The sequence below is a fragment of the Streptococcus sp. SP1 genome (assembly GCF_030440005.1).
GTDB lineage: Bacteria > Bacillota > Bacilli > Lactobacillales > Streptococcaceae > Streptococcus > Streptococcus parasanguinis.
In genome coordinates this window covers 143,493-156,073 of the sequence record NZ_JAQFJJ010000004.1, presented here as the reverse complement: position 1 = coordinate 156,073, position 12,581 = coordinate 143,493, and the positions used below count along the sequence as shown (strand labels likewise).

13 protein-coding genes are annotated in these 12,581 nt (G+C 39.1%); 10 read left to right on the top strand and 3 right to left on the bottom strand.

Features of this window, described 5'->3' with window-relative positions:
* Positions 1-190: 190 nt before the first annotated feature.
* Positions 191-493, bottom strand: coding sequence for a DUF1827 family protein (locus PCY07_RS03615; RefSeq protein ID WP_301355116.1), 303 nt, complete (start codon positions 491-493; stop codon positions 191-193).
* A gap of 67 nt (positions 494-560) precedes the next feature.
* The gene (locus PCY07_RS03610; RefSeq protein WP_041818100.1) at positions 561-1,010 is read right to left on the bottom strand and encodes an NUDIX hydrolase; all 450 of its coding nucleotides are present in this window, start codon (positions 1,008-1,010) and stop codon (positions 561-563) included.
* Between the two features lie 177 nt (positions 1,011-1,187).
* Here PCY07_RS03610 and PCY07_RS03605 point away from each other — a divergent pair, with 177 nt between their 5' ends.
* Both PCY07_RS03605 and PCY07_RS03600 read left to right on the top strand, forming a co-directional pair.
* A complete protein-coding gene (locus PCY07_RS03605) occupies positions 1,188-2,090 on the top strand; it encodes a YafY family protein (RefSeq protein WP_301355117.1) in 903 nt (300 codons plus the stop codon).
* Positions 2,091-2,144: 54 nt separating this feature from the next.
* Positions 2,145-2,759: a GyrI-like domain-containing protein gene (locus tag PCY07_RS03600; RefSeq protein ID WP_049518652.1), complete on the top strand. Its 615-nt coding sequence runs from the start codon at positions 2,145-2,147 to the stop codon at positions 2,757-2,759.
* A gap of 48 nt (positions 2,760-2,807) precedes the next feature.
* Here PCY07_RS03600 and PCY07_RS03595 read toward each other — a convergent pair whose 3' ends face one another.
* Positions 2,808-5,072 (bottom strand): ATP-dependent Clp protease ATP-binding subunit, encoded by a 2,265-nt coding sequence (locus tag PCY07_RS03595; RefSeq protein ID WP_049518649.1) that lies wholly within the window; start codon positions 5,070-5,072, stop codon positions 2,808-2,810.
* A gap of 247 nt (positions 5,073-5,319) precedes the next feature.
* Between PCY07_RS03595 and PCY07_RS03590 the strand changes: the two genes are divergently transcribed.
* The 8 genes from PCY07_RS03590 to PCY07_RS03555 all read left to right on the top strand — a co-directional run bounded on the left by PCY07_RS03590 (position 5,320) and on the right by PCY07_RS03555 (position 12,577).
* On the top strand, positions 5,320-5,550 hold the full coding sequence (locus tag PCY07_RS03590; RefSeq protein WP_003005989.1) for a DUF1797 family protein: 231 nt from the start codon (positions 5,320-5,322) through the stop codon (positions 5,548-5,550).
* Between the two features lie 165 nt (positions 5,551-5,715).
* Complete coding sequence (locus PCY07_RS03585; protein WP_301355124.1) at positions 5,716-6,570, top strand: bifunctional methylenetetrahydrofolate dehydrogenase/methenyltetrahydrofolate cyclohydrolase; 855 nt, start codon at positions 5,716-5,718, stop codon at positions 6,568-6,570.
* 13 nt (positions 6,571-6,583) lie between these two features.
* The gene (locus tag PCY07_RS03580) at positions 6,584-7,357 is read left to right on the top strand and encodes an HAD hydrolase family protein (protein WP_101771004.1); all 774 of its coding nucleotides are present in this window, start codon (positions 6,584-6,586) and stop codon (positions 7,355-7,357) included.
* Positions 7,358-7,409: 52 nt separating this feature from the next.
* A complete protein-coding gene (locus tag PCY07_RS03575; RefSeq protein ID WP_301355126.1) occupies positions 7,410-8,252 on the top strand; it encodes an NAD(P)H-hydrate dehydratase in 843 nt (280 codons plus the stop codon).
* Positions 8,253-8,302: 50 nt separating this feature from the next.
* Positions 8,303-9,298: a LacI family DNA-binding transcriptional regulator gene (locus PCY07_RS03570; protein ID WP_014712987.1), complete on the top strand. Its 996-nt coding sequence runs from the start codon at positions 8,303-8,305 to the stop codon at positions 9,296-9,298.
* 130 nt (positions 9,299-9,428) lie between these two features.
* The gene (locus tag PCY07_RS03565; protein ID WP_041826251.1) at positions 9,429-10,742 is read left to right on the top strand and encodes a sugar ABC transporter substrate-binding protein; all 1,314 of its coding nucleotides are present in this window, start codon (positions 9,429-9,431) and stop codon (positions 10,740-10,742) included.
* 85 nt (positions 10,743-10,827) lie between these two features.
* Positions 10,828-11,730 carry a carbohydrate ABC transporter permease gene (locus tag PCY07_RS03560; RefSeq protein WP_014712989.1) on the top strand — a complete coding sequence of 301 codons (903 nt, stop codon included), beginning with the start codon at positions 10,828-10,830 and terminating at the stop codon, positions 11,728-11,730.
* Position 11,731: 1 nt separating this feature from the next.
* Positions 11,732-12,577 carry a carbohydrate ABC transporter permease gene (locus tag PCY07_RS03555; RefSeq protein WP_161800641.1) on the top strand — a complete coding sequence of 282 codons (846 nt, stop codon included), beginning with the start codon at positions 11,732-11,734 and terminating at the stop codon, positions 12,575-12,577.
* The last annotated feature ends 4 nt before the right edge of the window (positions 12,578-12,581 follow it).

Here is a 12,581-nt window from a genome sequence, read left to right as displayed (position 1 = left end):
TCCGCACAGTTGAGTAGGGCTGTAAAAGCTGATGAAATCAGCGTAGTAGAGCCCACTCAACCACTGCGTCTTGCTCGACAATCCAAAAATAATTGAGAGGCTAGGACTTTTGTCCCAGCCTCTTTTTAATGGCTAGAATGGTGTATAGATTCATGTATTAAGGAAATAAAAAAAGTAAGGCAAATTGGCCTTACTTTGTAATTGGAAAGGAAATTTCAATTAGTTTATCGGAGTAGAGGGTTTTAATAGCGGATTGGTCAATAATTTGAAGATCAATCTTACGTTTTAAAAAGAACTCACGAATTTTTTCTACTTCAGTTTCACGAATAGCTCGGTGTTTGTTGCTGATCAACAATTCATAGTGTGTTGGGGCTTGTGTAAAAACAACGTCTGTATTGCCCGCGGAATAAACCTCAACAAGCAAGGCGTCAGTGCTGGCAAGTTGACTTTTTACCAGAGCAACATGACTATTTGTGGTATTAATGAGCTTCATATGAGTTCCTCCTAACCTCTATCTTCATTTATTATAGCACTTTTTTATTTTTTGTGAAAGAATTCCTTTATCTTTTGTGGGTATTTTTCCACTGTTCAATGCCCCATTTATGACTGCCACGTTTGAGTTTTTCAATAGCTTCTTCTACAGGAAACCAAGCAAGATTGTTAAAATCTTCCAGTGGTTTTTGAGCTTCTGTATAGCCTACCACTTCATAAATATAGGCGGGATTGTAGTAGTAGGTGTCGCGATGACTGGAATAGAAATACTCATCTGCTTGGCCATAGTATTGCCCTAAAATAGCAGTAAAGCCTAATTCTTCGATCAGTTCCCGTTTCAAAGCTTGCAAGTGATCTTCACCTGCCTCGATTTCCCCACCTGGTAAGAACCAGGCTCCATTAGGAGCTTGAACGAGGATGATCTGATCCTTGTCCTTATTGGGAATAACAGCGTAGACACCATAGCGATTGACGTAGGTCACATCTTGTTTTTTTTCTCCAAATGTAGGATTTGTCATTGAATTTTCCTCATTATCTAGTATCTTTATTATTATCATAATGGACGAGGTGAAAGCTGTCAAGAATAAACTGCCGAACTTGTGTAAAAGTAGCTACTTTGTCTGAAGTATAAATTTGTTTAGTTAAACACTCCTATCAAATTAGTTTAATTGATATAATAAAAGGGAGGTGATTTTATGGCTGAATCAAGACTATTTCGTATTTTATACATACTTTTAGAAAATGGGAGAATAACCGCTCCTGAACTTGCTCGATTATTTGAAGTCTCAGTACGTACAATTTATCGTGATATTGAGAGATTAAGCATAGCAGGTATTCCTCTTTATTCTGTTCCTGGAAAGGCTGGAGGGACCTTTTTAATGAAAGACTTCGTTCTTGATCGCACCCTTGTATCAGCGGAGGAAAAAATAAAACTTTTATCTGCTTTACAAGGTCTCCAGACTTTGACAGAAGATAAACAAGATTTTTTACTGACAAAATTGGAATCTATTTTTAAAGTTTCAGCTAAATCTTGGTTAGAAGTCGACTTAACAGATTGGAGGAAACGAAAAGGGCAAAAAGATCTCTTTGATACAATTAAACAAGCTATCTTAGATAAAAGACGACTTTCGATTACTTATCTGAGTGGGAATGGTCAGAAAATGATTCGTACAGTTGAGCCTTTTAAACTAGTATTTAAAAAAAGAGACTGGTATCTTCATGCTTATTGTTGTTCAAAAGAAGATTGGCGATTTTTTAAATTATCTAGGATTAATGACTATCAACTACTGGAAGAAACAATTAACCAAAAAAATGTGATTGAACCTATTGATACTTCAATTAAGATGGAAAATCTAATGGAAGTATCATTGAAGTTTAGTCAAAAGCTCGCTTTTAGAGTTTATGAAGACTTTTTAGAAGAAGAGATTTTTCAGTGTGAGGATGGATGTTTATATGTTAAAACCCAATTGCCAGAGCACGAGAGTATTTATACTTACTTATTGTCTTATTTAGATGGGGTAGAGATTATTGAACCGGATCATCTGAGAAGATCAATGATTTCAAGATTAGAAAAAATACAAAAGATTTATAAACCTTGACAAAAGATGTCAGGGTTTTAATGCTAGAATTGAGATAGAAAGGAGATAGGTCAAATGAAATATGAATGGAGAAAAATAGAGAAAGTTCTCTATCAAATCAAGGATAAGCCCACTATCCTGCAAGTACCTTCTAAATCCTATATCATAATTGACGGCAAAGGGGATCCAAATGAAGAAGATTTTTCTCAACGAGTGAGTGCCTTATATGCGTTAGCATATGCTATAAAGATGAAGTATAAAAAGTCTCCTCTGGATCAAGACTACATGGATTTTACCGTTTTTCCATTAGAAGGCTTATGGAAACAGGAGAATGAAGGGAAACTTGTTAAAAGTGAACTGTCTTATAGTATTATGATTGGTCAACCCAATTTTATTACGACTGACCTGTTTGATAAAGCTTTGGAAGAGGTTAAAATTAAGAAACCCAATCAGCTCTATGATGCTATTCGTTTTGAAGAACTAGAAGAAGGCTACAGTCTTGCCATGCTTCATGTAGGACCTTTTGATACAGAAAATCAGACTTTTGATGAAATGGAGCGTTTTTGCAAACTCCATAAACTTAAAAGAATTTCGAAAGTTCATCGTGAGATTTATCTAAACAATCTCCATCGAACAGATCCATATAAATTAAAAACAATTCTTCGTTATCAGATTCAAGAAGAGAATTAAAAAGAACAGGAAATAAGACTTCCTGTTCTTTTTATAAAACTAGAAAATTTAGTCTTCCTTTTCAGAAGTGTTCTTTTCTGCTTTTTTAGTAGCTTTGATGCTAATATTCCCATTGCTGGTCATGACTGCTTTGAGTTGTTTTTCACTTGGATGTTCCAGGTAATAATCTGTAATGGCATCTTCGATATGGTCTTGGATGGTACGACGGAGTGGGCGGGCCCCCATTTTTGGATCGTATCCCAGATCGACCAATTTTTCTTTGACCTTCTCTGTCACATCCAGATGAATCTCATTTTGTGCGAGACGTTGATTGACTTCATCGAGCATGAGGGTAACGATTTGAAGAAGGTTTTCTTTTGATAGAGGTTGGAATTCAATGATGCCATCAAAACGGTTCATGAATTCAGGGCTAAAGAAGTTACCGAGTTCTCCAAGTACAGAGTTGGTTCGACCTTCGCGAGCAGCTCCAAAACCAACATTGGCCTCAGCTTTGCCGGTTCCAGCATTAGAGGTCATGATGATAATGGTATCTTTAAAGCTGACGGTACGGCCTTGACCATCTGTCAAACGGCCATCATCCAAGACTTGCAAGAACATGTGCATGACGTCTGGATGGGCTTTTTCCACTTCATCCAACAACACGAGGGAGTAAGGATTGCGACGGACTTTTTCAGTTAGTTGTCCAGCTTCATCGTAGCCAACATAGCCCGGAGGAGCTCCGACTAGTTTCGCTACGCTATGTTTTTCCATGTATTCGCTCATATCAAAGCGGATCATATTATCTGCAGAGCCAAAGAGCTCGATCGCCAATTGTTTAGACAGTTCGGTCTTCCCGACACCGGTTGGTCCGACAAAGAGGAAGCTTCCGATCGGACGGTTAGGCGATCCTAGGCCGACACGATTGCGTCGAATGGCTTTTGCAATTTTATCTACTGCATCATCTTGACCGATCACATGAGCTTTCAAATCAGAAGCCAGATTGATCAATTGAGACTGTTCTTTTTCTTTCAAATCGCCAACAGGAATATTAGTCTTTTGTTCAACGATGTGTTCAATAGTTTTTTCACTGATGACAGGGGTCTCCTGATCAGTGACATGTTGACCTTGCATTTCCTTGTATTTCGCGATTTGGTCACGGAAGTAGGCTGCTTTTTCAAAGTCTTCTTCGCGGGTTGCTTGAGCTTTGAGGTTTTCAGCTTCAATCAAGCGCTGATCAATCACTTTTGGATCCACAAAGTTCAGAGTCAGGTTCATTTTAGACCCGGCTTCATCCAACAAATCAATGGCCTTGTCTGGCAGGAAGCGATCTTGGATGTAGCGGTTTGAAAGAATAGCTGCTGCTTCGATAGCTCCGTCTGTATAGTGGACGTGGTGGTAGTCTTCGTATTTTTTCTGGATACCCTTGAGGATGGTGATGGTTTCTTCAACCGTTGGTTCATCGACCTTAACGGGCTGCATCCGACGTTCCAAGGCCGCATCTTTTTCAATGATACGGTATTCATTGAGGGTAGTAGCACCGACTAATTGAAGTTCTCCACGCGCCAAGGCTGGTTTGAGGATATTTCCAGCGTCCATATTGCCTTCGCCAGCTGATCCTGCACCAACAATTTCATGGATTTCGTCGATGAACAGAATAACATCTTCGCGTTGACGAATTTCATCCATTAATTTTTGCATGCGTTCTTCGAATTGACCACGAATGCCTGTGCCCTGAACGAGGCTGACGACATCTAGGCGGATGACTTCTTTTCCTTGTAACTTATGAGGAACGTCTCCATCGACGATTTTTTGAGCCAGGCCTTCCACAACGGCAGTTTTTCCGACCCCAGGCTCTCCAATCAGAACCGGGTTGTTCTTGGTTCGACGATTGAGAATTTCGATGACACGGATAATCTCCTCGTCACGGCCAATAACAGGGTCAATATCTCCTTTGCGGGCAATTTCTGTGACATTGATGCCGAACTCTTCTAAAAGACCTTTTGGCTTTTGAGGACGGGCTTGACGAGGGTCTTGACCGCCACCACGGTTATTGTTTTGGCCGTAGCCGCCACCTCCATAACTGCCTCCGGATTGAGTTGGAGGGGTTTGAGGTTCTTGCGGACTTTGGAAGTTTCCAAGGTTATTGAAGAAATCTTCAAAAGGATCTCCAGTGAGTTGGCTCCGTTGGGTCATGCCTTTCAAGAAGCTGTTATTTGGGTCTGTTTTCATAATTTTATAGCAATTTTGACAGAGGTCTACTTGCTGCTGACGTCCATTTACATTTGTATATAAATGGATGGTTGATTCATTTATTTTACAATTTTGACAAAGCATATACATACCTCACAGTAGGTTTTTGATGGTTTTCCATCAAGAGACGAGCCTATTTTTGAAAGGTCAAAAATAGTCAAAGATTTATAGTTTCATTATATCAGTATTCTAGAAGTTTGCAAGAATTTGCTACGGAATGTCGCTAAGGATTGAAGAAAGAGCAAATCAATGGAAAAATGTAAATTTTTATTGGAAGAGCTTTCTCTTTTATGATAAAATAGGAGAGTAGAAAGTAAAGAGGAGAAATAAAATGGAATCACATTTAGTACGGATTATCAACCGTTTGGAGACAATGACAAAAGACGGTGGAAACTTGAAACGTAATTTTGAACGTGACGGTGTTGTTGTCGCTGAAGTAGCCTACAACCACAATGAAGAAGAAGGTTCAACCTTTACACTTCGTGATGTTGAAGCGCGTGAAACCTATACATTTGATAGCATTGATTTAATTGCAATGGAAATTTATGAATTGCTTTACTAAGCAGCTGTGTGGATGAGTTTGGGGTGGTCTCAAGCTCATTTTTTGTCCATCTGGCTATAGTTTTCGTCTATAAGAAATTCTAATTAGGAACAGTTAGGTTTGAGAGTTGAAATCTGCTATAATAGAGAGGACTATTTTCATTACTTGACTAGAAAGAGAATTGACATGACGACAATCATTGATGGGAAGGCGCTCGCTACAAAATTACAGGGTGAGATTGCAGAGAAAACAGCACGATTAAAAGAAGAGACAGGAGTTGTGCCTGGCCTCGTTGTCATCGTGGTAGGAGATAATCCAGCTAGCAAAATCTATGTAAGAAATAAAGAGCGTTCTGCTATTGCGGCAGGCTTTCGGAGTGAAGTGAGACGACTTCCTGAAAGCATCAGCCAAGCTGAATTATTAGAAGTGATCGAACACTACAATCAGGATCCCCTTTGGCATGGGATTTTGGTGCAGTTGCCACTGCCTAAGCATATCGATGCGGATGCAGTCCTTTTAGCCATTGACCCGGCAAAAGATGTGGATGGCTTTCATCCATTGAATATGGGACGCTTGTGGGCTGGAAATCCTATTATGGTGCCATCGACGCCTGCTGGGATCATGGAGATGTTCAAAGAGTACGGGATTGATCTAGAAGGGAAGCGAGCAGTCGTGATTGGTCGTTCCAATATCGTTGGAAAACCAATGGCGCAGTTGCTCCTCGCCAAAAATGCGACGGTAACCTTGACCCATTCCCGGACCCATCATCTGCCTAAAATTGCTAGAAGAGCAGATATCTTGGTTGTTGCGATCGGTCGTGCGAAATTTGTAACAGCAGACTTCGTGAAAGAAGGCGCCGTCGTTATTGACGTCGGAATGAATCGTGATGAGAATGGCAAATTGTGTGGGGATGTCGATTTTGACTCCGTTGCCCCTTTGGCCAGTCATATTACCCCGGTACCAGGAGGGGTTGGGCCTATGACCGTCACCATGCTGATGGAGCAGACCTACGAAGCAGCTGTTCGTGCCTTAAAAAAATGAAAGTGTGAACAAGATGAAGTTTGTATTTGATTTAGATGGAACCCTGTCATTCGATGGTGTCACAATCGATGATGAAATCAAACAGGTCTTATTGAGAGCAGAAGAATTTGGCCATGAAGTTGCCTTTGCTTCTGCACGTTCTTACCGGGACTGCTTGGGCCTTTTAGGAGATCCATTGAGTCAGCAACTCGTGATTGGTTTAAATGGTGGATTGGCCTATCGTCAGGGGCAATTGGTATATGAGGAACAATTGGACAAGGACGTGTATCGGGAAGTCCTTGGCTTTTGTCGCCATTACAATCTACCATTTTTTGTGGATGATACCTTTGATTATAGCGGACAGATTTTGGAAAAGATTCCTTTTGTTGCTAATGTAGATCCCCTCAAGAAAGCCCAGTATCGTTCGTTAGAGGATCTGACAGATCCGATTAAGGTCGTGATCTATATGGGTGGCCATGAGGAGCTCGTGGATGAGATCATCGAGCGGATCGAAAAGACAGACAAGGCCCATATTCGCTATCATGCGCATGAAAAATGCATCTATCTCAATCCAGCAGACACGCATAAAGCAACAACGGTAGAAGAACTCTGTGGAGAGAATTTCGTAGCTTTTGGCAATGATCAAAAAGATATCGAGCTCTTTGAAAAAGCTCTTTATGCAGTTCAGATTGGTGATTTTCCAGCCCTTCGGCCATATGCTGATGATCAATTGGTAGCCAAACAAAATCAACCACAAGCTGTGGCTGCTAAGATCTTGCAAGTCTTCGCAGAATTCAGAGGAAAATAAAAGATGGAGGGGGAGTCGTGGCTTCTCCTTTTTCGCTAGAAATGAGGAAGGTATGAGAACAGTTCAAAAAGAAGAGATCCAGCGTGTCATTGCAAAGCGAGAGGCGAATTCTTATAAGGGAGATTTTGGTCGCCTGCTCTTGATTGGGGGGACTTACCCCTATGGGGGAGCCATCATTATGGCGGCGCTTGCTGCGGTTCATAGTGGTGCGGGGCTGGTTACTGTCGCAACAGATCCTGATAATCTGACAGCCCTTCATAGCCATCTTCCTGAAGCCATGGGCTTTGATCTAGCCGATCACCAACTCCTTTGTGAGCAACTCCAAAAAGCTAGCGTGATTCTCGTAGGACCGGGCTTAAAGGAAGCAAGAGAAAGCCAAGCAATCTTGCACATGATTTTTGAGCAAGTCTCTAGCCAGCAGGTCTTGATTTTAGATGGAGGAGCTATTAGTCTTTTTGCAGCCTCTCAGTTTGACCTTCCAGAGGCTCAGTTGGTCTTTACCCCTCATCAAAAAGAATGGGAAAAACTGTCAGGGCTTGATCTAGCAAGCCAGACTGAAGACAAGAGTCGAAGAGCAGTACAGAACTTTCCTAAAGGGACTGTCATTATAGAAAAAGGACCCCACACCCGCATTTGGACAAGTGGGCAAGAAGAGGGCTATCAGCTAGATGTTGGTGGTCCCTACCAAGCAACAGGTGGCATGGGGGATACCTTGGCAGGGATGATCGCGGGGTTTGCAGGTCAATTTCCACAGGTCAGTCTCTATGAGCGCGTGGTGGTTGCGACCTATCTTCATTCAGCCATTGCTGAAGACTTGAGCAAGGAGGCTTATGTGGTTCTACCGACAACCATCAGCCAAGAAATCCCCAAATGGATGAGGGAAATAATTTCCTAGTTGAAAATGAAACGTTTTCATGTTAGTATTTAAGAAAAGGAGGTGAAAAAATGAAAGAAAAGAAAAAATCAATTACCATGAAGGATGTTGCTTTAGAAGCTGGCGTCAGTGTTGGAACAGTTTCGCGAGTTATTAACAAAGAACAAGGAATAAAAGAAGTTACCCTGAAGAAGGTTCAACAGGCCATTGAAAAATTATCATATGTTCCGGATGAATATGCGAGAGGCTTAAAAACGAATCGAAGTAATATTATCGCTTTACTCATTCCAACCATTTGGCATCCATTCTTTTCTGAGTTTGCTTATCATGTAGAAAAGGAATTATTGAAAAATCAATGTAAATTATTGATTTGTAATGCAGATAAAGATGCTCAAAACGAGATAGAGTACATAAAATTACTAGAAAAAAATAAGGTAGATGGGATCATTGGGATCACCTACTCCGATATCGATAAGTATATCTCATCCAATTTACCTTTTGTTAGTATTGACCGTCATTTTTCAGAAAATGTCTATTACGTAACCTCTGAAAATTATCATGGTGGTCAACTGGCTTGCCGAGAGTTAGTCAAACGCGGTTGCCAGAATTTAGCTTATATCAGCGGTGTGAACAAACATCTGAATGAAACAACTGAACGGGGTAGAGGATTTAAAGATGAAGCTAAACAGCAAAATACAAAACTCTGTAGTCTTGAAATGCCAGAACCGTTAGATCAAGCAGAAAGACAAATCAAGTCCTTTTTCGAAGCTCATCCTCAGATTGATGGGATTTTTACAGTAAATGATTTTATGGCTCTACGTGTTATAAAAGTTTTGACTGAGATGGGAAAAACTCCCCTAGAAGACTATCAAATTATTGGTTTTGACGGATTAAGACCTGCTTTTGATCAACCGTACTTACTTTCGACCATTGTTCAAGAAATAGCTCAGATGGCCCAAGCGGCAGTAGAATTATTACTCAAATTGATTCGACAAGAAAAAATAGAAAAGAATGTGATTAGTTTACCCGTACATTTCTTTGAAGGGAACACTACAAAAAAATTATAAAAAGTGCTTGACAAATTATGAAAGCGCTGTTATAATTTAGCTATAAAATGAAACGTTTCAAAAAACTCAACTGTTTTAGTTTGAGTTAAAAATACAACCGAAAATGAAACGTTTCAAAAAGGAGGACGCTATGCGTAAAGGTATTAAGTTATCTGTAGTTGCAGCACTATCATTAGGATTGCTTGCAGGATGTGGTGGGGGATCAAAATCCAAAACTGCAAGTTCTTCAAATGAGATTAAAGTCTGGGTTCAATTCTCAGATGAGACTGCTGAGGGAAAAGCTTGGCAACAAGTTGTTGATAATTTCAATAAATCAAAGAAAACGAAATATAAGGTTGTGACAGAATTTATTCCACGTAGCGGTAGTGGTGGTGGATATGAAGATAAAGTTAACGCCGCTGTTACGACAAATAGTTTACCAGATGTCATTACCTTAGATGGTCCTAATACTGCAGCCTATGCAAAATCAAAAGTGATTGCTCCTTTGGATGATTATCTAAAAGACGATAATATGGATGATGTACTGGACAGTATTAAACAACAGGGAACTTATGATGGTAAATTTTATGCATTTGGTTATTCAGAATCCAATGTAGGTGTTTACTATAATAAGAAAATGTTTAAAGAAGCTGGGATTGATGAAGCTAGTTTACCAACCCTAGAAAAACCATGGACTTGGTCTGAGTTTAATGCCATTGCTAAGAAATTAAAAGATCATTTTAATAAACCAGCAATTGATTTCCGTTTGAACTCAAATGATGAGATGTTACCATATGCTTACATGCCTCTCATTTGGTCAAATGGTGGATCTGTTGTGAATTCTAAAGGAACAAAAGCTGAAGGCTACTTCAATAGTAAGGAAAGTGTTGAAGCTGTTCAATTTATTCAAGATCTTGTGAAGGATGGATATACGACAGTTAGTCCTGTTGAAAAAGGTTTTGAAACCGGTGAATATCCTATGGTTCTGAGCGGTTCTTGGACGATTGCGGACTTACAAACAAATTACAAAGATATCGATTTTGGTATTCTTCCTTATCCAGTTTCAGATAAAACGAAGAAATTGGTATCACCTTCAGGTAGTTGGCAATTAGCCGTTACAACAAAATCTGATAAAAAAGAAGCAGCCGCTGAATTTGTTAAGTTTGCTACAAATACTGAATCTAGTGAAATTCTAAGCTTAGGTAACAGTGTTCTTCCAATCAGAAAATCAACAATTAAAAATATTAAGGACAAAGTATCTGAGCCAATGCGTTTCTTGATGGAACAAAATGCTAAAACAGCTCATGCTCGTCCAGTTGTAGTAGCTTATCCACAAGTTTCACGTGCTTTCCAACAAGCAATGCAAGATATCAGCTATTATAAAGATAATCCAGATGTACAAAAAGTATTAGATGCTCGTGCGAAAGAAATGCAAACAGCAATCGACCAATCTTTAAATAAATAGTTGACATTCAAAAAGGTGGAAGGTAAGTTATGGAATGTACCTTCCACCTTATTTTATTTAATAGTTTCATCTTAGGAGACGAACAATGAGCGAAAAAAATAAAGTCGAAACAAAAAAGAAAGAACGCCTTAAAGAAAATATTATGGGCTATAGCTTTTTAGCTCCAGCTTTAATATTACTTTTCATCTTTTTAGTGATACCTGTTGGTATGGTGATCTATTATGCCTTTACAGATTATTATCTATTAACGCCTGAGGATAGAAAATTTGTAGGACTACAAAATTTCATGCGCTTAGCACAAGATCCAATCTTTATAAAAAGCTTCTTGAATACCTTGAAATTTGTAGTTTGGATTATTCCAGTGCAACTTGGTGCGGCTCTCGGGATGGCCTTAATTGTTAATAAGAAACGTAAAGGAAATATGTTCTTTAAGGTAGCATTTTTTGCTCCTGTTGTGATGTCTCTTGTCGTTATCTCTATCCTCTGGTTATACTTGTTAAATCCAAATAATGGTTTGCTCAATGCTCTACTAAATAAAATTGGTATTTCTTCACAACCATTTTTGACAAGTCCAAAACAGGCCATGTATGCAATTGTATTTGTTTCTGCATGGCAAGGTGCAGGTTATCAAATGTTGTTATTCCTTGGAGGAATGCAAAATATTCCACAAGATATTTATGAGGCAGCAGAGTTGGATGGATTTTCAAAATGGGCTCAATTTAGATACATCACGATGCCTTTATTGAAACCAACTGCCTTATTTGTACTCTTGACGACATTGATTTCAGCATTTAAATTGATTGTACAACCAATGGTCATGACTCAAGGTGGTCCATTGAACTCAACAATCACTATGGTATATTATATTTACCAACAAGGTTTCACTGACCGTCTCGTTGGCTACTCAAGTTCAATTGCCCTAGTATTTACAACATTGATTGGTATGATTAGTCTTGTACAACGGCGAGTTTTGAAGGAGGATGATTAGGATGAAACGTTTAAAACCGACTACTATTTTAGAATATGTTTTATTAATTCTATTAGCAGGCCTCTTTTTATTTCCTATGATCTGGATGGTGGTTTCAGCAATGAAGCCAGAAGCAGATGTGTATAAGAATTTAACAAGTTGGAAAGCTTTCTTACCTAGTTTTAATCCAGCTGATTGGTTTAAACCTTACCAAGAAGTTCTTGCCCGTTTTAGTATTCTGACATACTTAGGGAACAGTATTTTTTATGCAGGAACATTTGCACTTGGGTCTATTATAGTAAATGCCTTAGCGGGATTTGCATTTGCAAAAATTAATTTTACAGGTAAAAAAATTCTGTTTGGCTTTTTATTGGCCTTGTTAATCATTCCGATGGAAACAGTGTTGATTCCTCAATTTACAATTATTAATTCACTCGGATTAGTCAATAATCGTTTAGCAGTAATTATCCCAGGATTAGCTAGTGTCTTTAATATCTATCTTTTCCGGAATTTCTTTATTGCCATTCCAGAAGAAATTATCGAATCTGCAAAAATAGATGGTGCAAGTATCCTGCGGATCTTTTTCAAGATTATGTTGCCGATGTCGAAACCAGCAGTTGCAACAGTCGGTGTTCTTTCCTTTATTTCTAGTTGGAATGATTATATCTGGCCGTTGATGGTTTTAACCGATTCGTCAAAATTTTCAATGCAGGTGGCGATTACAACCATTAATACAACTCAACCAGTTTATATCAATCAAGTAATGGCTGTTTTGACAATTTCTACAATTCCACTTATTCTAGTATATATCGTAGCACAAAAATATATTATTCAAGGTCTAGGTGGATCTGGTACAGGTATTAAGTAGGTGA

Excerpts from the sequence above, each read along its gene's own strand:
- PCY07_RS03615 (WP_301355116.1), bottom strand. The coding sequence starts at position 493 with ATGAAGCTCATTAATACCACAAATAGTCATGTTGCTCTGGTAAAAAGT.
- PCY07_RS03610 (WP_041818100.1), bottom strand. The coding sequence starts at position 1,010 with ATGACAAATCCTACATTTGGAGAAAAAAAACAAGATGTGACCTACGTC.
- PCY07_RS03605 (WP_301355117.1), top strand. The coding sequence starts at position 1,188 with ATGGCTGAATCAAGACTATTTCGTATTTTATACATACTTTTAGAAAAT.
- PCY07_RS03600 (WP_049518652.1), top strand. The coding sequence starts at position 2,145 with ATGAAATATGAATGGAGAAAAATAGAGAAAGTTCTCTATCAAATCAAG.
- PCY07_RS03595 (WP_049518649.1), bottom strand. The coding sequence starts at position 5,072 with ATGCTTTGTCAAAATTGTAAAATAAATGAATCAACCATCCATTTATAT.
- PCY07_RS03590 (WP_003005989.1), top strand. The coding sequence starts at position 5,320 with ATGGAATCACATTTAGTACGGATTATCAACCGTTTGGAGACAATGACA.
- PCY07_RS03585 (WP_301355124.1), top strand. The coding sequence starts at position 5,716 with ATGACGACAATCATTGATGGGAAGGCGCTCGCTACAAAATTACAGGGT.
- PCY07_RS03580 (WP_101771004.1), top strand. The coding sequence starts at position 6,584 with ATGAAGTTTGTATTTGATTTAGATGGAACCCTGTCATTCGATGGTGTC.
- PCY07_RS03575 (WP_301355126.1), top strand. The coding sequence starts at position 7,410 with ATGAGAACAGTTCAAAAAGAAGAGATCCAGCGTGTCATTGCAAAGCGA.
- PCY07_RS03570 (WP_014712987.1), top strand. The coding sequence starts at position 8,303 with ATGAAAGAAAAGAAAAAATCAATTACCATGAAGGATGTTGCTTTAGAA.
- PCY07_RS03565 (WP_041826251.1), top strand. The coding sequence starts at position 9,429 with ATGCGTAAAGGTATTAAGTTATCTGTAGTTGCAGCACTATCATTAGGA.
- PCY07_RS03560 (WP_014712989.1), top strand. The coding sequence starts at position 10,828 with ATGAGCGAAAAAAATAAAGTCGAAACAAAAAAGAAAGAACGCCTTAAA.
- PCY07_RS03555 (WP_161800641.1), top strand. The coding sequence starts at position 11,732 with ATGAAACGTTTAAAACCGACTACTATTTTAGAATATGTTTTATTAATT.